The sequence below is a fragment of the Marinobacter profundi genome, assembly GCF_002744715.1.
Lineage (GTDB): Bacteria > Pseudomonadota > Gammaproteobacteria > Pseudomonadales > Oleiphilaceae > Marinobacter > Marinobacter profundi.
Map to the genome: position 1 here is coordinate 36159 of NZ_KZ319374.1, position 24325 is coordinate 60483.

23 protein-coding genes are annotated in these 24325 nt (G+C 62.3%); 13 read left to right on the forward strand and 10 right to left on the reverse strand.

Going from position 1 to position 24325, the window contains the following annotated elements:
* Window positions 1-51 precede the first annotated feature (51 nt).
* Complete coding sequence (gene ppk1, locus CLH61_RS14370) at window positions 52-2181, forward strand: polyphosphate kinase 1 (protein WP_099615455.1); 2130 nt, start codon at window positions 52-54, stop codon at window positions 2179-2181.
* A 45-nt stretch (window positions 2182-2226) separates the two neighbouring features.
* Window positions 2227-3513: a DUF945 family protein gene (locus CLH61_RS14375; RefSeq protein WP_228152654.1), complete on the forward strand. Its 1287-nt coding sequence runs from the start codon at window positions 2227-2229 to the stop codon at window positions 3511-3513.
* 50 nt (window positions 3514-3563) lie between these two features.
* Here the strand turns inward: CLH61_RS14375 and CLH61_RS14380 are convergent, their stop codons facing one another.
* From CLH61_RS14380 to CLH61_RS14400, 5 genes are all read right to left on the reverse strand, one after another.
* On the reverse strand, window positions 3564-3812 hold the full coding sequence (locus tag CLH61_RS14380; RefSeq protein ID WP_099615456.1) for a YfhL family 4Fe-4S dicluster ferredoxin: 249 nt from the start codon (window positions 3810-3812) through the stop codon (window positions 3564-3566).
* 69 nt (window positions 3813-3881) lie between these two features.
* Entirely contained in the window at window positions 3882-4364 is a 483-nt protein-coding gene (gene coaD, locus CLH61_RS14385) for a pantetheine-phosphate adenylyltransferase (protein ID WP_099615457.1), read from the reverse strand.
* A gap of 79 nt (window positions 4365-4443) precedes the next feature.
* Window positions 4444-6036 (reverse strand): GMC family oxidoreductase, encoded by a 1593-nt coding sequence (locus CLH61_RS14390; RefSeq protein WP_099615458.1) that lies wholly within the window; start codon window positions 6034-6036, stop codon window positions 4444-4446.
* A gap of 28 nt (window positions 6037-6064) precedes the next feature.
* Complete coding sequence (locus CLH61_RS14395; protein WP_099615459.1) at window positions 6065-6694, reverse strand: hypothetical protein; 630 nt, start codon at window positions 6692-6694, stop codon at window positions 6065-6067.
* Window positions 6695-6769: 75 nt separating this feature from the next.
* Entirely contained in the window at window positions 6770-8215 is a 1446-nt protein-coding gene (locus CLH61_RS14400; protein ID WP_099615460.1) for a coniferyl aldehyde dehydrogenase, read from the reverse strand.
* Between the two features lie 159 nt (window positions 8216-8374).
* Between CLH61_RS14400 and CLH61_RS14405 the strand changes: the two genes are divergently transcribed.
* On the forward strand, window positions 8375-9040 hold the full coding sequence (locus CLH61_RS14405) for a TetR/AcrR family transcriptional regulator (RefSeq protein ID WP_099615461.1): 666 nt from the start codon (window positions 8375-8377) through the stop codon (window positions 9038-9040).
* Window positions 9041-9216: 176 nt separating this feature from the next.
* On the opposite strand, the gene yihA is transcribed toward CLH61_RS14405, so the two are convergent.
* On the reverse strand, window positions 9217-9864 hold the full coding sequence (gene yihA / locus CLH61_RS14410; protein WP_099615462.1) for a ribosome biogenesis GTP-binding protein YihA/YsxC: 648 nt from the start codon (window positions 9862-9864) through the stop codon (window positions 9217-9219).
* A 174-nt stretch (window positions 9865-10038) separates the two neighbouring features.
* Here yihA and CLH61_RS14415 point away from each other — a divergent pair, with 174 nt between their 5' ends.
* The 3 genes from CLH61_RS14415 to CLH61_RS14425 all read left to right on the forward strand — a co-directional run bounded on the left by CLH61_RS14415 (window position 10039) and on the right by CLH61_RS14425 (window position 12426).
* Window positions 10039-10647, forward strand: coding sequence for a c-type cytochrome (locus tag CLH61_RS14415; protein WP_099615463.1), 609 nt, complete (start codon window positions 10039-10041; stop codon window positions 10645-10647).
* Between the two features lie 227 nt (window positions 10648-10874).
* Window positions 10875-11507 carry a thiol:disulfide interchange protein DsbA/DsbL gene (locus tag CLH61_RS14420; RefSeq protein WP_099615464.1) on the forward strand — a complete coding sequence of 211 codons (633 nt, stop codon included), beginning with the start codon at window positions 10875-10877 and terminating at the stop codon, window positions 11505-11507.
* Window positions 11508-11565: 58 nt separating this feature from the next.
* The gene (locus CLH61_RS14425; RefSeq protein WP_099615465.1) at window positions 11566-12426 is read left to right on the forward strand and encodes an endonuclease/exonuclease/phosphatase family protein; all 861 of its coding nucleotides are present in this window, start codon (window positions 11566-11568) and stop codon (window positions 12424-12426) included.
* Between the two features lie 104 nt (window positions 12427-12530).
* Here CLH61_RS14425 and rpmG read toward each other — a convergent pair whose 3' ends face one another.
* From rpmG to radC, 3 genes are all read right to left on the reverse strand, one after another.
* Window positions 12531-12686: a 50S ribosomal protein L33 gene (rpmG, locus tag CLH61_RS14430; RefSeq protein WP_099615466.1), complete on the reverse strand. Its 156-nt coding sequence runs from the start codon at window positions 12684-12686 to the stop codon at window positions 12531-12533.
* 11 nt (window positions 12687-12697) lie between these two features.
* Complete coding sequence (gene rpmB / locus CLH61_RS14435; protein ID WP_099615467.1) at window positions 12698-12934, reverse strand: 50S ribosomal protein L28; 237 nt, start codon at window positions 12932-12934, stop codon at window positions 12698-12700.
* Between the two features lie 180 nt (window positions 12935-13114).
* The gene (radC, locus tag CLH61_RS14440) at window positions 13115-13789 is read right to left on the reverse strand and encodes a RadC family protein (protein ID WP_099615622.1); all 675 of its coding nucleotides are present in this window, start codon (window positions 13787-13789) and stop codon (window positions 13115-13117) included.
* A 170-nt stretch (window positions 13790-13959) separates the two neighbouring features.
* Between radC and coaBC the strand changes: the two genes are divergently transcribed.
* The 7 genes from coaBC (at window position 13960) to argA (ending at window position 23223) form a co-directional block, all read left to right on the forward strand.
* On the forward strand, window positions 13960-15198 hold the full coding sequence (gene coaBC, locus CLH61_RS14445; RefSeq protein ID WP_099615468.1) for a bifunctional phosphopantothenoylcysteine decarboxylase/phosphopantothenate--cysteine ligase CoaBC: 1239 nt from the start codon (window positions 13960-13962) through the stop codon (window positions 15196-15198).
* A complete protein-coding gene (gene dut, locus CLH61_RS14450) occupies window positions 15195-15656 on the forward strand; it encodes a dUTP diphosphatase (RefSeq protein ID WP_099615469.1) in 462 nt (153 codons plus the stop codon). The genes coaBC and dut overlap by 4 nt, the downstream gene beginning before the upstream one ends.
* 100 nt (window positions 15657-15756) lie before the next feature.
* Window positions 15757-18411: a phosphomannomutase/phosphoglucomutase gene (locus CLH61_RS18660; RefSeq protein WP_099615470.1), complete on the forward strand. Its 2655-nt coding sequence runs from the start codon at window positions 15757-15759 to the stop codon at window positions 18409-18411.
* A 63-nt stretch (window positions 18412-18474) separates the two neighbouring features.
* Window positions 18475-19371, forward strand: coding sequence for an acetylglutamate kinase (gene argB, locus CLH61_RS14460; protein WP_099615471.1), 897 nt, complete (start codon window positions 18475-18477; stop codon window positions 19369-19371).
* A 48-nt stretch (window positions 19372-19419) separates the two neighbouring features.
* A complete protein-coding gene (locus CLH61_RS14465) occupies window positions 19420-20673 on the forward strand; it encodes an acetylornithine deacetylase (RefSeq protein ID WP_099615472.1) in 1254 nt (417 codons plus the stop codon).
* Between the two features lie 26 nt (window positions 20674-20699).
* On the forward strand, window positions 20700-21872 hold the full coding sequence (gene argE, locus CLH61_RS14470; RefSeq protein WP_099615473.1) for an acetylornithine deacetylase: 1173 nt from the start codon (window positions 20700-20702) through the stop codon (window positions 21870-21872).
* Between the two features lie 40 nt (window positions 21873-21912).
* A complete protein-coding gene (gene argA, locus CLH61_RS14475; RefSeq protein WP_099615474.1) occupies window positions 21913-23223 on the forward strand; it encodes an amino-acid N-acetyltransferase in 1311 nt (436 codons plus the stop codon).
* On the opposite strand, the gene CLH61_RS14480 is transcribed toward argA, so the two are convergent.
* Window positions 23194-24261 carry an aminopeptidase gene (locus tag CLH61_RS14480; RefSeq protein ID WP_099615475.1) on the reverse strand — a complete coding sequence of 356 codons (1068 nt, stop codon included), beginning with the start codon at window positions 24259-24261 and terminating at the stop codon, window positions 23194-23196. The genes argA and CLH61_RS14480 overlap by 30 nt on opposite strands.
* Window positions 24262-24325: the final 64 nt, after the last annotated feature.

Genomic DNA, 24325 nt, shown 5'->3' on the forward strand with positions numbered 1-24325 from the left:
GGGCGGCCACCGGATCCGGTGGCCGCTGAACCTTGCAAGGAAACACCAGTAATGAGTACGGATTCTGTCAACGCCCTGACGCCGGTGCCCACGCTGCCGGGCCAGGATGAACCGCTGCCGGTGATCGCCATCGACCCGGCCGCCAGTGAGAACTATTTCAACCGCGAGCTGAGCCACCTGCAGTTCAACTACCGGGTGCTCAAGCAGGCGCTGGACTCCAATCATCCCCTCATTAACCGGCTGATTTTCTGCTGCATCTTCAGCAGCAATATGGACGAGTTCTTCGAGATCCGCGTAGCCGGCCTGCGCCAGCAGATGAAGTACGGCCGCGAGAGCGTTGGCCCCGACGGCATGCTGCCGGAGCAGCTGCTGTCGGAGATCAGCCGGGTTGCCCATGAGCACATCCACGAACAGTACGACATCCTCAACAATGTGCTGATTCCGGAAATGGAAAAAGAGGGCATCAACTTCGTCCGCCGCAAGGAATGGACGCCGGCCCAGGCCGAGTGGGTGCAGCGCTACTTCGAAGACGAGATCCTGCCGGTGGTCAATCCCATCGGTCTCGACCCCTCGCATCCGTTCCCGCGACTGGTCAACAAGAGCCTCAACTTCATTGTTGAACTTGACGGCAAGGATGCCTTCGGCCGCGAGACCGGGATGGCAATCGTGCCGGCACCGCGTTCACTGCCGCGTCTGGTGCGGTTGCCGGATGAGGTCTGCGACGGCGGTGAGAACCTGATATTTCTGTCCTCGATGATTCATGCGCACGCCGACGAACTGTTTCCCGGCATGGAAGTCAAAGGCTGCTACCAGTTCCGCCTGACCCGTAATGCGGACCTGGAACTGGAAGATGATCTCGAAGATCTGGCATCGGCGTTGCGGGGCGAGTTGCTGAGTCGCCGTTTTGGTGATGGTGTCCGTCTGGAGGTGGCCGATAATTGCCCGGAGGAGCTGGTGCAGTTCCTGTTGCGGGAATTCGGTCTCACCGAACGGGACCTGTACCAGGTGCATGGCCCGGTAAACCTGACCCGGCTGATGGCCGTGAGCGGGCTGGTGAATCGTCCTGACCTGACATATCCGGGATTCTCGCCCGCAGTGCCCAAGCAGATCCGCAACAAGGAAATCATCTTCGACGCAATCCGCCAGCAGCCCGTGTTGCTGCTGCATCCGTTCGAGAGTTTTACCCCAGTCATCGATTTTCTCCGCCAGGCGGCCAAGGATCCCCAGGTACTGGCTATCCGCCAGACCCTGTATCGAACCGGAGCCGACTCGGAGATTGTCGAGGCTCTGATGGATGCGGCCCGGCGGGGCAAGGAAGTCACCGCGGTGATCGAGCTGCGGGCGCGCTTTGATGAGGCGGAAAACCTGGAGCTGGCCAGCCGTTTGCAGGAGTCCGGGGTCATCGTGGTGTATGGTGTGGTCGGTTACAAGACCCACGCCAAGATGATCCTGATCGTCCGGCGCGAGGAGGGCAAGCTCAAGCGCTATGTCCACCTTGGCACCGGTAACTACCATGCTGGCAACGCTCGCCTGTACACCGACTACAGCCTGTTGTCCTGCGACGATGCCCTGGGGGATGACGTCAACAAGCTGTTCCAGCAGCTGACCGGGATGGGCAAGGCGCTCAAGATCAAGAAGCTGTTCCACGCCCCGTTCACCCTGCATCGCCGCCTGATCGAGCTGGTGGATCGCGAGGCGGGCTACGGAACCGGGGGGCGGATCATTTTCAAGATCAACGCACTGACCGATCCGGATCTGATGCAGGCACTCTATCGCGCCTCCCAGGCCGGGGTCGAGGTGGACCTGATCATCCGTGGCATTTGTTGTCTCAAGCCCGGAGTTCCGGGGCTGTCCGAGAACATCCGGGTACGTTCGATTGTCGGGCGCTTTCTCGAGCATACGCGGGTCTACCATTTTGGTAACCATGGCCGGCCGGAAACCTACTGCTCGAGCGCCGACGGGATGGTCCGTAACCTGGTCAACCGGGTCGAGGTGGCATTCCCGGTGGATGACCGGGAACTCGCGGCGAGGCTGCAGGACGACCTGGACGCCTACCTGGCGGACAATTGCCAGAGCTGGATGTTGCAGCCCGACGGCAGTTACATCCAGAATCATCCCGGCGAGGGTGAGGAGCGTGTGGCGGCACAGACGGTGTTGCTGGAACGGCTTACCGGAAAATAACGACAGGGCCGGAGACACCGGCCCGGATCAGGCGGAGCGTGGACTTTGAAAAAACGATGGATAGTTGCCGGTATTGTGGTGCTGGCAGGCGGGGTGGCGGCGCCCTGGGCTGTGGGAGTTGTTACCGAGCAGCAATGGCAGGAGGCCGCCCGGGAGGTCAACGCCTCCCAGCCGTTCTTTCAGGTGGAAACCGCCGGCTACCGGCGCGGACTGTTCAGTGCTGACCTCAACGGCACACTGCTCTACCACCACCCGGAAACCGGCGAGCCGCTGCGGCTGAGCTACCACGGCACCGCCTCACATGGGGTAACCGGAAGCCTGCTCGAATTCACGGCGGCGGAACTGCCCGCCGGGCTAGCGCCACTGTTCCCCGATGAGCAGCCCCGCCTGACCCTGGAAACCCGGCTCTGGGGCACCGCAGTTGCCGAGCTTACGGTGCCGGCGATCAGCCTGCTGGATGACGCGACCGGTGAATCGATCAAGGTGGCGGAAACCGTCGGCACGGCAACGATCCGTGACGGCGGCAATGCGGCCGAGATTTCCCTGCTGTGGCCCGGTGCCGCATTGCAGGATGGCGCGAGCCGGATCAGTGTCGAGAACGTCCGTTTTCAGCAGTCCATGACGCGCCTGCAGGGCGATGTCTGGACCGGCACCGGGGATCTCACGCTGGCGCGCCTGGCCGTGACCGCCGGCGAGCAGCCGCCGGTCGGCCTGGATAGCCTGGCGGTGCACAGTGAAACCCGTGCCGGAGACGGCGGCACCACCATTACCACCGAGGGCAGTATCAGCCTGCAAAGCCTGACCGCTGACGGTGAGTCCAGCGGGCCGCATCGTGTCGACATGGTGCTGGAAGATTTTGATGTGGCGGGCTGGAACAGTTTTATCGGTGCAATGACCGATTTGCAGGCGGTGGCGCTGGATCCTGCGGCTGACCCGCAGCAACTGTTCGAGCAGCAGATGGCGGCCATGGGGCAGATGACCGAGGCACTGCGCACGCTCGCCGCCAACGGCATGGTATTCGGTTTTCCGAGCATCAGTCTGACCACCCCGGAGGGAGAAGTGTCGGGAGAGCTGCTGATCCGTCACCCTGCACTGAGCGATGACGAAAAAGCGGAGATGCTGATGGTCATGCAACGACTGACCGGTGATTTCCGGGTCAGTGTGCCGGTGGCGCTGAGCGAGCGTTATCCTCAGCTCAAGGGCCAGTTGTTACCACTGATCGAGCAAGGCATGGTGGTGCAGGAGGGCGACCGGCTGGTCCTGCGCGCGCGCTTGCAGGATCTGACGGTGGACGTGAACGGCACCCTGATTCCGTTGCCGCCGGTGATCTGATCCCGGAGAACCGGCTGCCCGGAGCAATGCCGGCGGGCAGCCGGTATTGCTCAGAGCCCGGTCAGGCGATGGTATTTCTCCATCAGTTCGCTTTCACTTTCCACCCGCTCGGGGTCGACCGGTATGCAATCCACCGGGCACACCTGCTGGCACTGTGGCTCATCGTAATGGCCGACGCACTCGGTGCACTTGTTGGGATCAATGATGTAGATCTCGTCCCCCGGTGAAATCGCTTCGTTGGGGCATTCCGGTTCACAGACGTCGCAGTTAATGCATTCGTCGGTAATCATCAGGGCCATCAGGCATTACCTCAGGTACTTCGATAAACAACGCTATTCTACCGGATCCGTGCTGCGCTGTGTGCAATCTCAACGGTTGCTGAACTTGTTTTTCAGCGCGTTGGCGACCACCGGGTCGACAAACTCTGACACGTCCCCGTGCAGAGAGGCGATTTCCCGAATCAGCGTCGAGGAAATGTACGACAGGTGGTTGGCCGGGGTGAGGAACACGCTCTCCACCTCCGGTGCCAGGTGGCGGTTCATGTCGGCCAGCTGGAACTCGTACTCGAAATCCGACACCGCCCGCAGGCCGCGCAGGATTACTGTGGCATGCTGCGAACGGACGAAGTCTGCCAGCAGGTTGCTGAAGCCCGTCACGGTGACATTGTCCAGGTGGGCGGTGGCCTGACGAACCAGCTCGCAACGCTCATCCAGGTCAAACAGCGGTTGCTTCTTGGGGTTGTAGGCGACCGCGACCACCACTTCATCGAACATCTTGCCGGCCCGCTCGATCAGGTCGGTATGGCCGTTGGTGATCGGGTCAAAGGTTCCCGGATAGATGACTTTGGGCATGCACAGCTCCTTTGCTGGAAAGGGCACAGGATAACACTGCCGCTCATGCCGCCGAAACCCTTGGCAAAGTGCGCCGGCACTAGCTGCGCAGCCTTGCGGCCAGCCGGGTGCTGTTGCGCGCGGCCAGCCCGTACACCGACAGCTGCGGGTTGGCCCCGATGCTGGTCGGGAAGATCGACGCATCGTGGAGGCTCAGGTTGGTAACCTGATGGTGCTCGCCAAAACTGTTGACCACGGATTCCCGCGGGTCTGCCCCCATGCCGCAGCCGCCCATCTGGTGGGCGGTGAACACTCGCACCCGATGCGGTTTCATGGGCAGCGCATCAATCGCCCCACGGGCCTCCTTCCAGGAACGGAACCAGGGGGAGTCGAGGTGAATCAGCCGGACCCGTTCGGCGCCGGCGGCAAACTGGATCTCCGCCATGGTCCGGAATGCCCGTCGCAGGCCTTCCCACAGATAGTCGGTGAGCGGGTAGTCCAGGACCGGGCTGCCGTCATCCCGCAGGCTGACGGTGCCGCCCGGACTGTCCTCGTGAAAGCCATCCCGAAGCAGGGCAATAACAGACTGGAGCCAGGGCAGCTTGCCGAGGGTGTCGCGCTGATCCTCGCCGTAGCCCGGCACGATGCCGGCCGCCATTGCCGGGTGCAGGGGCGGCACTTCCAGTTTGAAGCCGACCGGACCAGCGACACCGCTGCTGAAATTGAAGTGGTCTGAGTAGATCGATTGGGGGGCGCCGTAATAGGGGTCGGTCTGTTGGGGCATCTGCGCCACGGTACCGTTGACCGGATGGAGAAAGGTACGCTTGCCAAGACGCTGATAGGGGTCCGGGATATCCGAGCGTAACAGCAAGCCCGGCGAGCCGATGGCGCTGGCGGCAACTACGAAATGCCGGGCCCGCAGCGTAACGCTGACGCCGGACGGTGTCACACCATCAGCCGCCAGGGCGGAGGCGATCAGGTGGTCAACCCGGTCCTGGCGCATCACCAGGCGTTCTGCCCGGAGGCCGTGGAACAGCCGGGCCTCGTGGTCGAGGGCGCCGGGAATGGTGGTGGTCAGGGCGCCCTGCTTGGCGTTGGTGGGGCAGCCAACACCGCAGTAGCCGAGGTTCCAGCAGCCCTTGACGTTGCGCGGGATGACCGCCCAGGAGTAACCCAGCTGCTCGCAGCCCTGGCGCAGAATGTCGTTGTTGACGTTGGGGTCAGTCGCCCAGGGCGCGATGTTATGGCGCTGTTCGCGGCCGGCAAACCAGGGTGTCATCGCCTCCGGGCGCAGGTCGTCGAGGCCGAAGCGGTCTGCCCAGTGATTCAGGGTGGCGTCCGGGGTGCGGAAACTGGAGGTCCAGTTGACGGTTGTGGAGCCGCCGACACAGCGGCCCTGCAGGATGGCGATGGCGCCGTCGCGGGTTACCCGGCTCATCCCTTCCTGGTACAGGGCCGCATAGGCGGTCAGCTCGTCCATCCGGAAGTCTTTCTGGTAATACAGCCGCCCTTCCTCCACCAGGATGACGGAGAGTCCGGCGCGGGCGAGAATTTCCGCGGTGGTGCCGCCTCCCGCACCGGTACCGATAACCACGACATCCGCTTCGTGGGTCTGGTCGGTGGTGAGAGTGGTGGCGTCGGTAACTTTCCAGCCGGCCGCCAGGCCCTGGGCAATACGATCGGTCAAGGACATAACAGGCTCCGTAGATCAGCGGACAGCGTCAGCTGGCATTCTGGAATTGTGGCAGGGCTTGGGTTGCCCAGGCGGGCGGGCCGGGATATCCGGACAGATGCCATTGTGCCGGATGGCCATAGAACGCCACGTTGCTGAGTTTGGTAAGGGCGATGTAGCCGTTGTTGAGCAGCCCGATGCGGCTGCTGCGCCAGCGATCCAGAAATGCGCCGGCCTGCGCCGGACTGACACTGGCCCAGTCCGGCCACACCCGGGCCACGGTAACCCGGGTCAGCCCGAAATTGAGCAGGTCAAACAGCCGGCGCAGTTCCTTCTGGTTGGCCGGACCGAACTGGAGGATACCGGCGTCGATGCGCTCAATGGTGCCGAGGATGGCCTGCTGGCGATCTGCGGCCTGTTGTGGCAGGCCCGGCCCGATAATGGCGGGTAGCAAGGCCCCGAACAGCAGGATGTCGTCGTGGGTCAGGAAGCCAAACCGGTAGTCACTGCTGATACCGGTTGCCGCTTCGTAACGGCCGGCGGGTTTGCCGGCACAACCGGACAGGTTTGCGGTTATGCCGACGGTACCGAGGAACAGCGTGCCGCCGACCCCGGTACGCAAAAAGCTGCGGCGGTCCATGGTGGACAGTCGGTCCGACCGGGCAGGAAGTTCAGCCATGGGAGTTCTCTTTATTGTTGGAATTCAGGGTTGGCAGGGGACGCGGCGGTGAGCTGGCCGCGCCCCCTGCCGGGGTCAGCGAATGAACATCCGGTAGACCATCTTGTGCATGGCGGTGCCGTGGGGCGCGTAGACGTACTTGCCACTGTTGAAGCGCTGCTTGGTAAAGATGGCACGGTGATGGGAGAAGGTATGGAAGCCTTCGCGGCCATGGTAGTGGCCCATGCCGGAGTCCCCGATACCGCCAAAGGGCAGGTCGTCCTGGGCGACGTGCATCAGCGCGTCGTTAATGCACATGCCGCCCGACAGGGTGTTGTCCACGACGTGCTGCTGCATGGCCTTGTCGTAGCCGAAAAAGTACAGGGCCAGTGGGCGCGGGCGGTCATTGATGTAGTGGATGGCCTCGTCCAGGCTGCTGTAACTGACAATGGGCAGTATCGGTCCGAAGATTTCGTCCTGCATGAGCTTCATGTCTTCGGTGGCCTTGAGCACCAGGGTCAGCGGAATCTTGCGGGTGCCGTCCTTCAGGTTCTCCCTGGCCGGATTGATTTCGATCAGCTCGGCGCCCTTGGCCCGGGCATCGTCCAGATAACCCTGCAGGCGCTGGTACTGGCGTTCGTTGATGATGGCGGTGTAGTCGTCGTTGTCCCGCAGGCTGGGGTACATCGACGAGAACTGGGTGCGGAACTCGTCCACGAAGCCCTGAACCCGATCGGCCGGGCACAGTACATAGTCCGGGGCAACACAGGTCTGGCCGGCATTGAACGCCTTGCCGAAGGCCAGCCGTTGGGCGGCATCGGCCAGCGGAACGTCCGACGACACGATGGCCGGTGACTTGCCACCGAGCTCCAGGGTGACCGGGGTCAGATTCTCCGCTGCTGCCCGCATGACCAGCTTGCCCACCGAGGTGGAGCCGGTGAACAGCAGATGGTTGAATGCGAGCCCGGAAAAGTCGGCGGCGACCTCTGCCTCACCGGTAATCACCGACACCAGGTCCTCCGGGAAACTGCCTTCGATCATTTCCTTGAACAGCGCGGAGGTATGGGGCGTGTACTCAGACATCTTGATCATCGTGCGGTTACCGGCGGCCATTGAGGCAACCAGCGGGCCGATGGCCAGGTAAAGCGGATAGTTCCAGGGCACAATTACCCCCACCACGCCCTTCGGCTGATAGTAGACCTTGTTGCTGGCCGGGCGGAACAGCACGGAGACATGCCGTTTCGAGGGCTTCATCCACTCGTCGAGGTGTTTCAGGGCGTAGTTGATGCCCTGCACCGATGGCATGACCTCGGCAATGCGCGATTCGTCCCTGGAGCGGCAGCTGAAATCCCGGTCCATGGCCTCCACCAGCCGCTCCTGATAGTTGAGCAGTGCCCGCTTGAGGCGCTTGAGGTTTTCCTGGCGCTCGGTCAGCGAGGGCATCGGGTTGTTGCGAAAGGCCCGGTTCTGGTCCTTGAACACCCGGTGGGTATGCTGAATCTGTTTCTTGCTGTCGGTGAGCTGGACAACGGTGGCACCCATGGTGATTTCCTCTGGCTAAAAACTGTGCAGTTTGCGCTTGGAGGTATTATTAGAGTATATACTCTAGGGAGTCAAGCGAACCCGGCTGGCAGATCGGGCCACCTGTCATTCAGCCGCGGCCAGCGTATTTCCGGAGCAATTACAAACGACAGCGAGCCTATGAAAACCAGAGACAAGATCCTGTTGTCGAGCCTTGAGCTGTTCAATGAGCGGGGCGAGCGCAACGTCACCACCAACCATATTGCGGCCCACCTGGCGATTTCGCCGGGCAACCTCTATTACCACTTCCGCAACAAGTCCGACATCATCTACGAGATTTTCCTGGAGTATGAAAAGCTGGTGGATTACTACCTGCAGATACCGGACGACCGGCAGCTGACGGTCGAGGATATGACGTTCTACCTGGAGTCGGTGTTTGACGGGTTGTGGAGCTACCGGTTCTTTCACCGGGACCTGGAGTTTCTGCTCGACAGCGACGAGCGCCTGCGCAGGGACTATCGCGACTTCACCAATCGCTGCCTGGCGGCCATCGACCGGATCTTCGAAGGGCTTGCGGCCGGCGGTGTGATCCAGCCGCAGCCGGCGGAGTTGCGAGGGGCGATGTCACTGAATGTGTGGCTGGTGATCACCAACTGGATGGCGTTCCTGAAAACTGCCCATGCCACCGAGCTGTCCACCAGCCTCACCCTGGCGGAGCTGAAGCAGGGCATCTACCAGGTGCTGACCCTCGAGTTGCCTTACCTGACACCGCAGTATCGTGACGCGGTTATGGCCATTCGTGAGCGCTACCGGCCCGAACTGCCGTCTGTGGATGAGCGCAGTTGAGGATTGTTTAAAAAATAATCAGGGTTGCGGAACTTTTTCTATCCGTCCCAGTCTTAATATCGACGTTTGAGGATTCGGACATTCTCTGCGTCATCCTGAGTGAGTTCTCAGGTTTTAGCACGTCGCAAACCCTGACGTTTCACCGGTCTGTCTTATGGCAGACCGGTTTTTTTTGCTTAAAGGGTCGCCTCTGCGGCATCTTCCGGCGCTTCCAGCCATGCCGTCAATGCTGCGCGGCATTCATCCACCCCCTGCTTGCTGGTCGCGGAAAACATGATCAGGTGATGCACGCAGCTGAACTCTTTCAGGCGGCGACCAATATCCTGCATTGCAGTCTTCGCCTGGCCGAACTTGAGCTTGTCGGATTTGGTAGCAAGGATCATCAGCGGCAGGTTGTTGTGCTGGCACCACTCCACCATCATCCGGTCAAAGTCGGTCAGCGGGTGACGGATGTCCATCACCAGCACCAGGCCCCGCAGGCAGCGCCGGTCGTTGAGGTAGTGCCCGAGATGCTGTTGCCAGTCGTCCTTCATGTCGCGGGACACCTTGGCATAGCCATAGCCCGGCAGGTCGACCAGGCGGCAGTTCTCCCGGTTGAGGGAAAAGAAGTTGATCAGTCGGGTACGCCCCGGCGTCTTGCTGGTGCGAGCCAGCTTGCCATTGGCGGTAATGGTGTTGATGGCACTGGACTTGCCGGCGTTGGAGCGACCGGCAAAGGCGACTTCGGCGCCGTAATCCGGCGGGCACTCGTCCAGGCGTGAGGCGCTCACCATGAAGCGGGCGCTGTTAAAAGACAGGTTTTTTTGAGCCAGATCAGCCGACACGGATGAAGGGTTTCCTATTGGATTTCAGTTATCAGGGATTAATGTATAATGCTACACCAATTCCGGGCAGCGCGCTGAACGTTGCTGCTCACAGCCCCGGTTTGTGCCCCATTCGGCCAGTGCCTGCCGGCTGCATAACGAATAATGTCTTTGGATGAGAGAAGCGGAGCGAGCATGAAAAAACTGATCGCAGGAGTTGTTCTCGGTGTGAGCCTCACGGCTTTGGCGCACGGGGCAGGAGATCCTGAAGCAGGCGAAAAGAATGCGGCCGTTTGTGCCGGCTGTCATGGCCAGGGTGGTACCAAGCCGGTAATGGCGGTGTACCCGAAGCTGGCTGACATGGGAGAGGTTTACCTTTACCGTCAACTGGTGGACATCAAGGCGGGCGACCGTGCCATTCCGGAAATGACCGGCCTGCTGGACAACATGTCCGACCAGGACCTGCGTGACCTGGCGGCGTATTTTGATAACCAGGAAGTGGGCGTCAACCAGGCCAACCCGGATCTGGTTGAGCGTGGTCAGGCCCTGTACCGTGGTGGCAACATGGCTTCCGGTGTGCCTGCCTGTGCCGGTTGTCACAACCCCCAGGGCAAGGGTAACGAGCCAGGCGGCTATCCGCGTCTGAGTGGCCAGAATGCCGAGTACGTGGCCAAGCAGTTGCAGGCCTATCGTGATGGCAGTCGTGCCGGTGGTGCCAACGCCCAGATCATGATGGATGTTGCGGCCAAGCTGACGGACGCCGAGATCGAAGCGGTCGCCAGTTACGTTTCCGGCCTGCACTGATCCGTTCCGCGCGGACCGGATAGTTTGAAAAAACCCCGCCTGGCGGGGTTTTTTGTTACGCGGCCGTAACCGGTACCCGCTGGCGCCCGGTCTGCCGCTTGCGCCATAATCGAAAGCGGCTGTTTTTGTTTGGGAAAGCGAACTTTACGCGCCATCGGGGGTCATACCGGACCGGTGATGGAGAGCCGTTGCTGAAGACCAAAGAACCCCGCAAACGGAGAGCAAGAATGACGAGAATTCTGACAACTGCTGTATTTGCCCTGGCGGCATTGTGGCTTCCGCTCCAGTCCATGGCGGCGACCTGGGTGGAGGGTGAGCATTACGAGACCCTCAGTGACCCGGTCCGCACCGGCAGCGGTGACAAGATCGAGGTTGCCGAGGTGTTCTGGTACGGCTGCCCCCATTGCTACACCTTCAAGCCCCTGGTAGAAGCCTGGGAAAAGGATGTGGCGGACGATGTTGATTTTGTCCTGCTGCCGGCAGCCCTGGGGCGCGGCTGGGAGCCCCATGCCCGTGCCTTTTATACCCTCGAAGCCATGGGTAAGCTGGACCTGGTGCATGACGCACTGTTCGATGCCCTGGCCGGTGAGCGCCGCAACCTCAATACGCCGGAAGCGCTGGCAGAATTTGTCGCCGCCTATGGTGTGGATGGCGACAAGTTTGTCGAGCTGTACAAGAATTTTGGCGTGAATGCCCGTTTCCAGCAGGCGCAGTCGAAAATTCGCGGTGCGCGTATCACCGGAGTTCCGACTATGCTGGTAAATGGTAAATACAAGGTCAGTGCTACCACGGCCGGAGGTCATGAAGAGATGCTCCAGGTGGTCGATTATCTGATCGAGCAGGAGCGCGCAGCAAGATAACTCTGGATGCGGGTGTGCCAAGGCTTGCCCGCGGTGTCCCACCGGCGGACCCCCGATCATGTATAAACGACTACGCAACCAGCTAACCGGAATACTCAGTCCGCAGGCAGGCCGCCGGGGGGCCTGCTCAGGGGTCGATCACGTGCCCGAGTTCGAGCCGCATCGTCACATCCGGTTGCTGACCTTCAATATCCAGGTGGGCATCAATACCACCTCCTACCGGCATTACGTCACCAAGAGCTGGCAGCACGTACTGCCGTATCGTCATCGCATTGCGAACCTCGACCGTATTGCCGGCCTGCTGCGCAACTATGATGTGGTGGCGCTGCAGGAGTGTGATGGTGGCAGCCTGCGTAGCGGCTACATCAACCAGGTCCAGTACCTAGCTGAGGCTGCCGGGATTCCCTACTGGTACCAGCAGCTGAATCGCAATCTGGGGCAGTTTGCCCAGCACAGTAACGGGCTGCTCAGTCGATACCGCCCGCTGGACGTCACCGAGCACCGACTGCCGGCGCTGATTCCCGGCCGAGGCGCCATTGTGGCCCGTTACGGTTCGGAGGCTGATCCACTGGTGCTGGTGTTGATGCATCTGTCCCTGAGCAAGGCGGCGCAACAGCGCCAGCTGGGCTTTATCCGTGAGTTGATCGCGGAATACCGGCACGTGGTGCTGATGGGGGATATGAACAATCATGCTGAGGAGCTGCTGACCCGCACGCCACTGCGGGACAGTGGCCTGGTGCCTCTCCCCGAGACCGGGCACAGTTTTCCGAGCTGGCGTCCGGAGCGCGACCTGGATCATATTCTGGTCAGTCCTACCCTGGAGATCCGCAAGTCGGAGGTCGTCAGTTATCCGATGTCGGATCACCTGCCGATTGCCATGGACATCGCATTGCCGGAAGGTTACCTCGAAACATTCTGAGTGACCGCGAGCGTTCTGGTTGCCCGGGGCGGCCGGGACATGCGGATTGCAGCCACAAAAAAACCCGGCAGTGCCGGGTTTTTTTGTGGCTGCCAGATCAAGAATTACTTGATCTTGGCTTCCTTGTAAGCAACGTGCTTGCGAACAACCGGATCGTACTTTTTCAGTTCGATTTTTTCCGGGGTGTTACGCTTGTTCTTCTTGGTCGTGTAGAAGTGACCTGTGCCTGCTGATGAAACCAGCTTGATCTTCTCGCGCATGATGCGGCTCCTTATACTTTCTCGCCGCGGGCGCGAACTTCGGCCAGCACAGCGTCAATGCCTTTTTTGTCGATGATGCGCATGCCCTTGGTGGATACGCGCAGCTTCACGAAACGCTTCTCTGATTCAACCCAGAAGCGGTGGTTCTGCAGGTTAGGCAGAAAACGGCGACGGGTGTGGTTCATCGCGTGGGATACGTTGTTACCGGTTACCGGTCGCTTACCGGTGACCTGACAAACTCTGGACATAATTGCCTCCGACCTGAGCGTTGGTCCTGAAAATACAGATTCTGTTCATTTAGTTGCGTCTCTGGTCGCTGATTGCGCTGTCAACTTACACGCTGCTCGCCAGACGCCGCCAGAAAGGGACGCTTTTATACCAGAACTGACCCCCCAACGCAAAAAATTGTTGGGAATTTGGCCAGTTTTTTACATCAGCCCCCGTTCAGCCAGGGATATTACCTCGCCATGACCGACAACCATATGGTCAAGAACCCTGATATCCACCAGGGACAGGGCTTCTTTCAGCCGGCGCGTGAGGGAAATATCTGCCTGGCTGGGCTCTGCCACCCCCGACGGATGGTTGTGGGCAAAGATCACGGCGGCAGCATTATACTCCAAAGCTTGCCGGACTACCTCCCTGGGATACACCGCAGCACCGTCGATAGTCCCGCGAAACAGTTCCAGGTAGCGAATCACCCGGTGCCGGTTGTCGAGAAACAGGCCGGCGAAGACTTCGTGGGGGTAGGTTCCCAGCCTGCTGCACAGGTAGCGGCGGGTATCCTCCGGGGAGCGCAACGGATCGCCCTGTTTCAGGGGTTCGTCCATCACCCGCCGCGCCATTTCCATGGCGGCCTGTACCTGGGCGTATTTGGCGGTGCCCAGCCCCCTGACGTCGCAGAAACTGCGGCGGGAGGCAGTCATCAGGCCGCGCAGGCTGCCGAAACTGTCGATCAGGTGACGGGAAAGTTCAAGAACCGGCATGCCGGAGGTTCCGGTGCGCAGGAAGATGGCCAGTAATTCGGCATCGGACAGGCTGGCGGCGCCATGGCTGAGCAGGCGCTCGCGGGGCCGTTCGTCAACCGGCCAGGAGGAAAGCTGCATGAGGTGCGTCCTTTCGTTCAGTGGTTTTTCCGGGGCCCGGAGCGGGCCGGCACGATCCTGTGCCGGCGGAAAGTCTACCATGGCGCGAGGCTGCCGACAGCGCTGCTCCGTGCTATCTTATGCAGCCTGCATATAAGCATTTATTTTTGGGTGATATTAACGGAGCGCGTATGGCACAGAAACGCATCCTGCTTGGGGTTACCGGCGGTATTGCGGCCTATAAGAGTGCGGAACTGGTCCGCCTGCTGAAAAAGTCCGGCCATGCCGTTCGCGTGGTGCTGACCCGTGGCGCCGAAGCCTTTGTGACGCCGCTCACGTTTCAGGCACTCAGCGGAGAACCGGTCCGGACCTCGCTGCTGGATCCGGAGGCGGAGTCCGGCATGGGTCACATCGAGCTGGCGAAGTGGGCCGACCAGGTGGTGATCGCACCCGCCTCCGCCGACTTTATCGCCCGTCTGGCCAATGGCCTGGCGGATGACCTGCTGACGACCCTGTGCTGCGCCACAGAAGCACCGATAGCGGTGGCTCCGGCGATGAATCAGGCAATGTGGCGGAATACCCGGACCCAGCGCAACGTCCGCCTGCTGGCGGAGGATCCCCAGGTTACCCTGTGGGGGCCGGATCAGGGGGAGCAGGCCTGCGGCGACACCGGTCCCGGGCGGATGCTGGAGCCGCAAGTGCTGGCGGATCTGGTGAATGGCGGCGGCGACGGTGTGCTGACGGGCAAGCGGGTGGTGATTACCGCGGGGCCGACCCGTGAGCCCATTGACCCGGTGCGATACATCACCAATCACAGTTCCGGCAAGATGGGCTATGCCCTGGCGGCCGCAGCCCGGGCGGCGGGGGCCAGGGTGGTCCTGATCAGCGGGCCGGTCAGTCTTGCGGCACCGGCTGGCGTGGAAGTGCGGCCGGTCACCACGGCGGAAGACATGCTGGCTGCCGCGGGCCGCGCGGTGGATGAGGGCTGTGACATTTTTATTGCCGCGGCAGCGGTGGCGGATTACCGCCCCGGTGCGGTGGCTGAACAGAAGATCAAGAAATCCGCCGACGATATGACACTGGCGCTGGTGCGCAACCCGGATACCCTGGCCACCGTGGCCGCCCGCGAGGATGCGCCGTATTGCGTCGGCTTTGCCGCGGAAACCACCGAGGTTGCCCGCTACGCCACGGACAAGATGGTGCGCAAGAAACTTGCCATGATCATTGCCAACGATGTGTCGCAGCCAGGTATCGGCTTCAACAGTGACAACAATGCGGTCACCGTATTCTGGCCCGGAGGGCAGCGATCACTCGGTCCCGCCGCCAAGCAGGTGCTGGCGGCGGACCTGGTGCAGCTCATTGCCGAGCGTTCCAGTCAGGGCCGGGACGGTGCAGCGCCGGCCACCCAATCAAACAAGGACCAACCATGACCCGACCGACTTTCCAGGTTCGCATTCTTGACGCGCGGATCGGTGACAGTATTCCGTTTCCCGAGTATGCCACCGCCGGGTCGGCCGGGCTCGACCTGCGGGCTTGCCTCGATGAGCCGCTGACCCTGCATCCGGGCGAGACCCGGTTGCTGAAAACCGGCCTCTCCATTCACATCGCGGATGCGTCGCTGGCAGCGATGATCCTGCCCCGTAGCGGACTGGGTCACAAGCACGGTATTGTGCTGGGTAACCTGGTTGGGCTGATCGACTCGGACTACCAGGGCGAGCTGATGGTGTCGTGCTGGAACCGCGGTGATACACCGTTCACGATCGAGATCGGTGAGCGTATTGCCCAGCTGGTGCTGGTTCCGGTGGTGCAGGCCGCATTCGAGGTGGTGGATTCCTTTGATACCAGTGATCGTGGTGAAGGCGGATTCGGGTCCACCGGAACCCATTGAGACTGCGACTTTGGCCCCATGCGCAGACGGGCCGGTGGGCGTCTATACTTTTCCCGAAGATTCATTGCCTTGACGGGCGAACAGCAGTGCAGGAAGGACTATGAAGCTGGGTAGAAAGAAGGCCGGGGGTGACGCAGCGCCCGACCAGCCGGACAAGCAACTGACGCAAAACAACAATCGCCCTGCACCGGCCGGCTCCAGACACAGGGGGCTTTCTGCCGTGGCGCTGGTTCAGGCTGCGGTCGTGGGAGTTGCGGGCGTTGTGGCAACGGTTTTGTTGTGGTTCTTCGCAGTGGTGCCCGCCACGGAACAGCAGGCCGCGGAACGCGCCGCGCTTGAGCTCGACCACGCCGTACGCCGGGTCAGTCAGCAGCTGGACCTGATGCAGCAGGTGGTATCCGGCGTGGCGACCCAGCCCCATGTACGGGAGCTGCTGACCACGGTTGCCGCCGACCTTGAGCCGGAACCGCAACTGGCGGGGTTCCTGCCGGGCGTGCGGGAGGCGCACCTGTTCCCGGTCGGCGCAATTCCGCGCAGTGTCGAGGAAGCCTCGACGGCCGGATTTGCCAGCCTGGACCTTGCCCGGCAGGCCGAATCCGGCGGCCCCCTGCGTCCTGATGCCTTCCCCCGCAACGGCCAGTGGCTGATCCAGTTTGCTGCGCCGCTGGCGGGCGACGGCCAGGGCCCGGTTGCCGGTACCCTGTTGGTGCTGTTCGAGGCTGCCGCCCTCATGCCGGTGCTGCAGCCGGTGGACAGTCGCCTCGGTGGTCGGCTGGAGTTGGTGCAGACCGTATCAGGAAACGCCAGTGTGGTGGCCAGTCGTGGCAGCGCAAATGGCAGTGCGATGGAGCGCAGGTTGCCAATGGCGGGTTGGTCCCTGCGTTACACCCCGGCGTTCGAGCTGTCTGCGGCGATCAGCCCGGGCCTCGCGCTGGTGCTGGCGCTGGTGCCAGCCATCGTGGCCGCGGCGCTGGTCTGGATGCTGCTCGGTAGCGCCCGGCGAGGCCTGCGAACGGACCTGGCGGAGCTGATCCAGTGGTCGCACAAGACCTTCAGCGGCGAGCGCACCAGGCTGCCGGACTTGCGTTGGGATATGTTTGCCACGCTGGGGGAAGTCCTCCAGCGGTTGTCCCAGTTGGTGGATAAACGTCTGGCCCGGGGTGCCGGCCCGGCCCGTGCCGTTGCTCCCGGCGACAGTGGCGAGCCGGCGCCCGCGGACGAGGTGGCAGCTCCGGCCGAGGAGCCGATGTTCCAGGATCGGGACATGCTCGACATGGACATGCTGGATGGTGACGAGGATGTCCTGGGTTTCGGCGGCGAGGCCACTGCGGAGCGTTCGCCGGCGGCGGCCTCGGCCTGGGACCTGCCGCCGGCCGCAGCGCCGGAAGTGCCGCAGGAGATCTTCCGGGCTTATGACATCCGCGGAATCGTTGGCGAGAGCCTGACTGCGGAAGTGGTGCAGCTGATTGGCCGCGCCCTGGGCAGCGAGGCGGTGGACCGCGGACTCGATACCCTGTGTGTCGGCTATGACGGTCGTCATTCCAGCCCGGAGCTCGCCAACGCGCTGGCACGGGGCATTATGAGCACCGGTTGCGACGTTATTCGGGTGGGAGCGGTGCCCACGCCGGTCCTTTACTTTGCCACCCATCAGCTGGAAACCGGTTCCGGCGTGATGGTGACCGGCAGCCATAATCCGGCCAACTACAACGGCCTGAAGATGATGCTGGGCGGAGAGACTCTTTCCGGTGACGCCATCCAGCAGCTGTACCAGCGCATCCAGGCCGGAAACTTTGTCGCCGGCCAGGGTAGCAGTTCGGACCGGGACGTCCGTCGCGACTACCTTGACCGGATTGTCGGGGATATTGCCGTTGCTGCTCCGCTGAAGGTGGTGCTGGATGCCGGCAATGGTATTGCCGGCGAGCTGGCGCCGATCCTGGTGGAGGAATTGGGTTGCGACGTAATCCCGCTGTACTGTGAGGTGGACGGTGATTTCCCCAACCATCACCCGGACCCGGGCAAGCCGGAAAACCTGGCCGATCTTATCGCGCGGGTGCGTGCGGAGAATGCCGATATCGGTCTGGCCTTTGATGGCGACGGAGACCGGCTCGGGGTGGTGACCCGCAGTGGCAAGATCATCTGGCCGGACCGGCTGATGATGCTGTTTGCCCGTGACGTGGTATCCAGGAATCCGGGAGCTGATGTGCTCTACGACGTCAAGTGCAGCCGGCGCCTCGCCGCCGTGATCAACGAGGCGGGTGGCCGTCCGATTATGTGGAAAACCGGTCACTCCCTGATGAAGGCCAAAATGAAGGAAACCGGTGCCTTGCTGGCGGGGGAGATGAGTGGCCATATTTTCTTTGCCGAGCGCTGGTACGGTTTTGACGACGGTCTCTACTCGGCGGCGCGGCTGCTGGAAATCCTCGGTGTGGAAGAGCGCAGCAGTGATGAGGTGTTCGAGGATTTTCCGGAAGATATCAGCACGCCGGAGCTCAACGTTGCCGTCACCGAAGCCAGCAAGTTCGATATTGTCGAGCGGCTGAGCCGGGACGGCAGCTTCGGTGAAGGCAGCCTCAGTACCATTGATGGCGTGCGGGTGGATTACCCGGACGGCTGGGGGCTGTGTCGCGCCTCGAACACCACGCCGGTGCTGGTACTGCGCTTTGAAGCGGAAACCGAGCAGGCACTGGAGCGGATCAAAGGCGTGTTCCGGGAGCAGTTGCACCGGATTGCGCCTGATGTAATCGCAGATTTCTGAGGCGTTGGGCCGGGCTGACCGGCGGGCGCTGTCTTTGTAACACTGGCTAATAGGGTTTAAGGAATGGCACTGGATCGTGAAACGGCCATGCAGGTGGCAGCAGTCCTCAGCAAGGGGCTGCCCTATATCCAACGGTTTACCGGCAAGACCGTCGTTATCAAGTACGGTGGTAATGCCATGGAGAACGAGGAGCTCAAGAGCAGCTTCGCCCGTGACGTGGTATTGATGAAACTGGTGGGTCTCAACCCCATCGTGGTGCACGGCGGCGGGCCGCAGATCGGAGAGCTGCTTGATCGCCTCAACATCAAGTCCCACTTTGTCAACGGTATGCGCGTCACCGACAGCCAGACCATGGACGTGGTGGAAATGGTGCTCGGCGGCCAGGTCAACAAGCAGATTGTGTCGCTGATCAATCAGCAGGGTGGCACCGCCATCGGGTTGACGGGCAAGGATGCAAATCTGATCCGCGCCCGCAAACTGGAAGTGGTGAGCAAGTCCGACGAGCTGACGCGGCCGGAGATCATCGACATTGGCCATGTGGGCGAAGTGGAAAGCGTGAATGTCGAGGTGATCGACATGCTGACCCGCAGCAACGTGATTCCGGTTATCGCCCCGATCGGCGTCGGCCCCGACGGCGCTTCCTACAACATCAATGCCGACCTGGTTGCCGGCAAGGTGGCGGAAGCGGTCAAGGCGGAGAAGCTGATCCTGCTGACCAACGTATCCGGCCTCAAGAGCAAGGAAGGCCAGGTACTGACCGGGCTGACGGCCACCCAGGTCAATGACCTGATCGCCGACGGCACTATCCACGGGGGCATGCTGCCGAAGATTCGCTGCGCCCTGAGTGCGGTCGAACACGGGGTGCGCACCTCCCACATCATCGACGGTCGGGTTGCCCATGCCACCCTGCTGGAAATCTTTACGGACGAGGGTGTCGGCACGCTGATTTCACGGAACTGATCACGGTTCCGGGCAGGTGTCGGCGACGGCATAGGTGGGGGAGATGCGATGAAAAGGCTGCTGACGGTGCTGATCGTCCTCGCCGTAATGGCCTGGGGCGGTTACAGCGGTGCCGTATGGTGGCTGGCAGACCAGCGCCTGGCCGAGGCCAGGATCGCGTTGTCACCGCACGGCGTGCTGGCGCGCGGCCAGATCGGTTCCGGAGTGAGCGGGGAGTTGAGCCTGGCGGATGCCAGCTACCAGGATTTTCGCCTGACCCAGCCGGTTACCCTCGGTAAGCTGGTGCTGGATGCGGGCGGTCCGCAGCACTTGCTGGCGCTGTTGACCGATCCCCGTGAGCTGCCGTTGCGCTGGTCGCTGACGGCGGTTGGTATCCGGCTGCCGCTGGAGGCCACCATGTTCCGTAACTGGGTCACTGCCGGCGAGGTCAGCCAGGCCAGTCTGTTTGCGCCGGTCTGTGGTCCTGACCATCGCCAGCAACTGGGCAGTGGTGACCTGGTGCGGCTCGGAATCGACGAGCTGACCGGAGAAGCCCTGCTACGCCAGGAGGATCAGCGCCTGTACTTTGAGGTCAGTACCGCCGGCACCGGGAGTATCGAGGTGGACTGGCCAGGGGCACGGTTGTCACTGGCCGAACCCGCTGCGGTGCCGGCCAGTTCGGCGACGCCGCTGACCCTGACTGTGCGGGACGGCGGCCTGATGCGACGAATTGCCGCCTACTGTGCCCGTGAATCCGGCCTCGATGCCAGTGCCTGGACCAGTATCGTGATGGAGCGCTTCCGGGATGGTCTGAATGCCCGCGGCTACGATGCCAGCGGTCAGTTACTGGCGCTGTACCGGCAATGGCTCACTGAGGGTGGCGAACTGACCCTGCAGTTGCAGCCTGCACAGCCGGTCTACGGAATTCCGGTGCAGAAGATCGAGCGCCAGGGCCAGCCCGACCCGCAGGGCCTGGTGGTGAGCTACAACGGTGCGGTGGTCCCCGACGTTTACCTGATGGCGACCGAGCCGGAATTACCCGCCGTCCCCCGGCAGGCCCTGGAGCCGGTCGTTCCGGACGGCCCTGGTGCCGCGCTGGCTGGCTGGCGGGATACCCCGGTGGAAACCGCGGCCGAGTGGCGCGGTCAGACCGTCAGGGTAACCCTCGCCAGCGGGCGTGTGGTGGAAGGGCGCCTGTTGGGGGTGGAAGAGAGTAGACTGGAAGTGGCCCGAATGCTGGATGGTGGCGAAGTGGTCTATCCGATGGCGGTCCGGGCCGTCACCCGCTTCGAGGTCTGGCGCCGCGGTCGCGCCAGGCAATGACACGGACAACGCCTTCAGGAGCCTGTATGGCTGATACAAAGGTGCCCGCCGGAGCACAGGTTCCCGGCATACGCGACATGCTGGCACGGCTGGTTGCCCTGCCCTCCATCAGCAGTGCCTCGCCCGAGTGGGATCACAGTAACGAGGCGGTGGTGCGCACCCTGGCGGAATGGCTGCAGCCCCTGGGCTTTCGCACCGAAGTGCTCGCGGTGCCGGGCATGCCGGGCAAGTTTAACCTGATTGCGACCCTGGGTGCCGGCCCGGGGGGGCTGGTGTTGTCCGGCCACACCGATACCGTGCCCTTCGATGACAAGCGCTGGCAAAGTGATCCGTTTACCCTCACCGAGCGGGATGACCGCTGGTACGGCCTCGGGACCTGCGACATGAAGGGCTTTTTCCCGCTGGCGATCGAGGCCGCGCGGGCGTTTGCCGGCCAGCCGCTCAGGCAGCCGTTGATTATCCTGGCCACCGCGGATGAGGAAAGCTCGATGAACGGCGCCCGGGCCCTGGTGGAAGCCGGCCGGCCGAAGGCCCGCTATGCGGTCATCGGTGAGCCAACGGACCTGCGGCCGGTGCGAATGCACAAGGGCATCATGATGGAGCGGCTGGTGTTTGAGGGGCAATCCGGCCACTCCTCCGACCCGGCGCTGGGGCGCAATGCCCTGGAGGGCATGCACGAGGCGATGGGCGAGTTACTGGCGTTGCGGGCGGGCTGGCAGGAAAAGTATCGCAATCCGAATTTCCGGGTTCAGGTCCCGACCCTGAACCTCGGCTGTATCCACGGGGGCGACAACCCGAACCGGATCTGCGCCCGCTGCGAACTGCACTTTGATCTGCGGCCCCTGCCCGGTATGCGCATGGACGAGTTGCGGCAGGCGATTCTCAACCGGATGCAGCCGCTCGCCGAGTCGCGGCAGCTGAAGCTGACGTTCGAACCGCTGTTTGAGGGGGTGCCGCCGTTCGAAACGCCGGCCGACGCCCAGCTGGTGCGGGCCTGCGAAACCCTGACCGGACATAGTGCACAGGCGGTCGCATTTGCCACCGAGGCGCCCTGGTTACAGCAGTTGGGCATGGAGACACTGGTGCTGGGACCGGGGTCGATTGACCAGGCCCACCAGCCCGACGAGTTCCTGGCGTTGTCACAACTGGAGCCGGCAGTGCGGATCCTGCAGGGCCTGATCCGGCAGTTCTGTTTGTAAGGTGTCCCCGGGGCTGGCCCGGGGCGGTTAGGAGAAAACATTGAAATCCAACGACTGGGTGCACAGCTTCCGTCACTCGTCTCCGTACATCAATGCCCACCGTGGCCGCACGGTGGTGCTGACGATCGGTGGCGATGCCATTGCCGGCGACAACCTGATCAACATCATCCACGACATCACCCTGCTCAGCAGTCTCGGTGTGCGGCTGGTTGTGGCATTCGGGGCTCGCCCCCAGATTCAGGCCCGACTGGACAGTGCAGGGCAGTCCTCCTCGTTTCACCGCGGTTTACGGGTTACCCGTGAGCACCAGTTACCGCTGGTGCTGGAGGCGATTGGCGGGCTGCGTTCCTACCTCGAAAGCCAGCTGTCCATGGGGCTGGTGAACTCACCCATGCACAACGCTCGCATCCGCGTCAGCAGCGGGAATTATGTGGCTGCCCGGCCGGTGGGCGTGCTTGACGGGGTGGATTTCGGTTATACCGGGCGGGTGCGGCGGGTGGATGTCACCGGCATTGAGAAGTTGCTTGAGCTCGGCCATATCGTCCTGCTACCCCCGCTGGGTTATTCGCCGACCGGAGATGCCTTCAACCTGTCCTATGAAGATGTGGGCAGCCAGGTGGCGGCAGCGCTGCAGGCGGAAAAACTGATTATCTTTACCGGTCACCAGGGTGTGCTGGACGAACAGGACGGGCTGATTCGCGAGCTTACCGTGCGCCAGGCATCGGAACGGCTGGCGGCCAATCAGGTCAGCGGGCACGATGCGGACTTGTTGCGGGCAGCGTGTGATGCCTGTGTCAAAGGCGTACGGCGGGCCCACATCATCAGTTACAACACCGACGGCGCCTTGCTGGAGGAACTGTTCACCCGGGATGGTTCCGGTACGCTGGTCAGTGGCGACCACTACGAGCAGATTCGCCAGGCCCGGGTCGAGGATATCGGCGGGATCGTTGAACTGATCCAGCCACTGGAAGAACAGGGCATTCTGGTGCGCCGGTCACGGGAGCTGCTGGAAACCGAGATCGACCGCTTTGTGGTGGCGGAGCGGGATGGCACCATCGTGGGCTGTGCCGCGCTCTATCACTACCCGCAAGAACAGGCAGGTGAGTTGTCGTGCTTTGCTGTCAATCCGTCCTACCGCCGGGCGGGCCGCGGTGATGACATCCTGGCGATGGTCGAGAAACTCGCCCGGGGCCAGGGCATCGAACGGCTGTTCGTACTCACCACCCAGACCGAGCACTGGTTCCGTGAGCGGGGTTTCCAGCTTGCGCCGGTGGAGTCGCTGCCGGGGCCCAAGCTGGCATCCTACAACACCCAGCGCAACTCAAAGGTGTTCGTCAAAGCGTTGACCTAGGTCCCTGAGCCGGGCAGTGCGTGTGGCCTCCGGAAGGCGGCCCAGTTCCGCCACCGCCCGGTAAAAACCGGCAAAGTCGCCACCGTGGTCACGCAGCAGCTGGCGGAACCCCGGTACGAACTGGTTGTACTGGCGGAACAGCGCAATGTTGGCGTTGTTCAGCGCTGCCGGCGCGCTGCCGAAGGGGCCCGGTTGCTGCCAGTTCTCTGCCAGTTCGAGATAGTCCGCTCTGAGCTCATCAAAGATCGCCGCCTTGCGGGTGCGCAGCTCCGTTGGCGCGAGTTCGTCCTGGTGGCGGTATAGCTGGTGGAGGTCCGCGGCGGTGGCTTCCACCAGGGCGAGGGTCTGGTTGCGTTGTTCGAGCCGCGCCAGCGCCTGTTCAAAACTTCCCGGATCATCCCGTTGTGTCAGCCACCGGCGCAGGCCCTCCAGTTCCACGGCGGTGGCAAAGCTCTCGTTGAACGCCGTGTCCTGTTCGATATAAACCACCCGATGGGCCAGTTCGTGGAACATCAGGGAAACCATGCGGTCATCTTCAAGGCGGGTAAATCCGGTGTGCAGCGGATCGTCAAACCAACCCAGGGTGGAGTAAGCGGTGACACCACCGATAAAGGTATCGTAGCCCTGGTCCGCAAACCGCTGGCGCTCCTCGCGGGCTGCGTCGGGATCAAAGTAGCCGCGATAGGCCTGGCAGCCGACAATGGGGTAACACCAGCGGTGCGGCTCCAGGGAAAACTCCGGGACCGCCACCAGGTTGACCACCACATAGCGCCGCTCGAACCCACTATAGTCGAGGAAGGTATCGCCCACCGGCAGCGCCAGGGTGGTTGCCGCGAAGGTGCGGGCGGTCATCGCCAGCTGCAGCTTGGCCCGCAGGTCGGGGGCGGTGGCAGGGTCGGCCAGCACGGCGGCGACCGGCCGGGCTGCCATCATCAGTGATAACTGTCCGCCCGCCGCCTGACTGTAGTAGCTTACCGTGGCGCAGCCGGACGGCAGGATCAGTAGTAAAAGGAGGCAGATCTGGCTAAGCTGTTTCATGTCAGGTTTTTAACGTTTTTTTATTTGGCTGAGTGCTAAACCGCTATACTACAGCCAAGTTTTC

Coding starts and splice junctions, on each gene's coding strand:
- rpmG (WP_099615466.1), bottom strand. CDS start 12,686: ATGCGCGAGAAGATCAAGCTGGTTTCATCAGCAGGCACAGGTCACTTC.
- CLH61_RS14395 (WP_099615459.1), bottom strand. CDS start 6,694: ATGGCTGAACTTCCTGCCCGGTCGGACCGACTGTCCACCATGGACCGC.
- argE (WP_099615473.1), top strand. CDS start 20,700: ATGGCTGATACAAAGGTGCCCGCCGGAGCACAGGTTCCCGGCATACGC.
- CLH61_RS14405 (WP_099615461.1), top strand. CDS start 8,375: ATGAAAACCAGAGACAAGATCCTGTTGTCGAGCCTTGAGCTGTTCAAT.
- ppk1 (WP_099615455.1), top strand. CDS start 52: ATGAGTACGGATTCTGTCAACGCCCTGACGCCGGTGCCCACGCTGCCG.
- CLH61_RS14480 (WP_099615475.1), bottom strand. CDS start 24,261: ATGAAACAGCTTAGCCAGATCTGCCTCCTTTTACTACTGATCCTGCCG.
- CLH61_RS14390 (WP_099615458.1), bottom strand. CDS start 6,036: ATGTCCTTGACCGATCGTATTGCCCAGGGCCTGGCGGCCGGCTGGAAA.
- CLH61_RS18660 (WP_099615470.1), top strand. CDS start 15,757: ATGAAGCTGGGTAGAAAGAAGGCCGGGGGTGACGCAGCGCCCGACCAG.
- coaBC (WP_099615468.1), top strand. CDS start 13,960: ATGGCACAGAAACGCATCCTGCTTGGGGTTACCGGCGGTATTGCGGCC.
- radC (WP_099615622.1), bottom strand. CDS start 13,789: ATGCAGCTTTCCTCCTGGCCGGTTGACGAACGGCCCCGCGAGCGCCTG.
- CLH61_RS14380 (WP_099615456.1), bottom strand. CDS start 3,812: ATGGCCCTGATGATTACCGACGAATGCATTAACTGCGACGTCTGTGAA.
- rpmB (WP_099615467.1), bottom strand. CDS start 12,934: ATGTCCAGAGTTTGTCAGGTCACCGGTAAGCGACCGGTAACCGGTAAC.
- CLH61_RS14465 (WP_099615472.1), top strand. CDS start 19,420: ATGAAAAGGCTGCTGACGGTGCTGATCGTCCTCGCCGTAATGGCCTGG.
- dut (WP_099615469.1), top strand. CDS start 15,195: ATGACCCGACCGACTTTCCAGGTTCGCATTCTTGACGCGCGGATCGGT.
- argB (WP_099615471.1), top strand. CDS start 18,475: ATGGCACTGGATCGTGAAACGGCCATGCAGGTGGCAGCAGTCCTCAGC.
- CLH61_RS14425 (WP_099615465.1), top strand. CDS start 11,566: ATGTATAAACGACTACGCAACCAGCTAACCGGAATACTCAGTCCGCAG.
- CLH61_RS14415 (WP_099615463.1), top strand. CDS start 10,039: ATGAAAAAACTGATCGCAGGAGTTGTTCTCGGTGTGAGCCTCACGGCT.
- CLH61_RS14420 (WP_099615464.1), top strand. CDS start 10,875: ATGACGAGAATTCTGACAACTGCTGTATTTGCCCTGGCGGCATTGTGG.
- CLH61_RS14400 (WP_099615460.1), bottom strand. CDS start 8,215: ATGGGTGCCACCGTTGTCCAGCTCACCGACAGCAAGAAACAGATTCAG.
- coaD (WP_099615457.1), bottom strand. CDS start 4,364: ATGCCCAAAGTCATCTATCCGGGAACCTTTGACCCGATCACCAACGGC.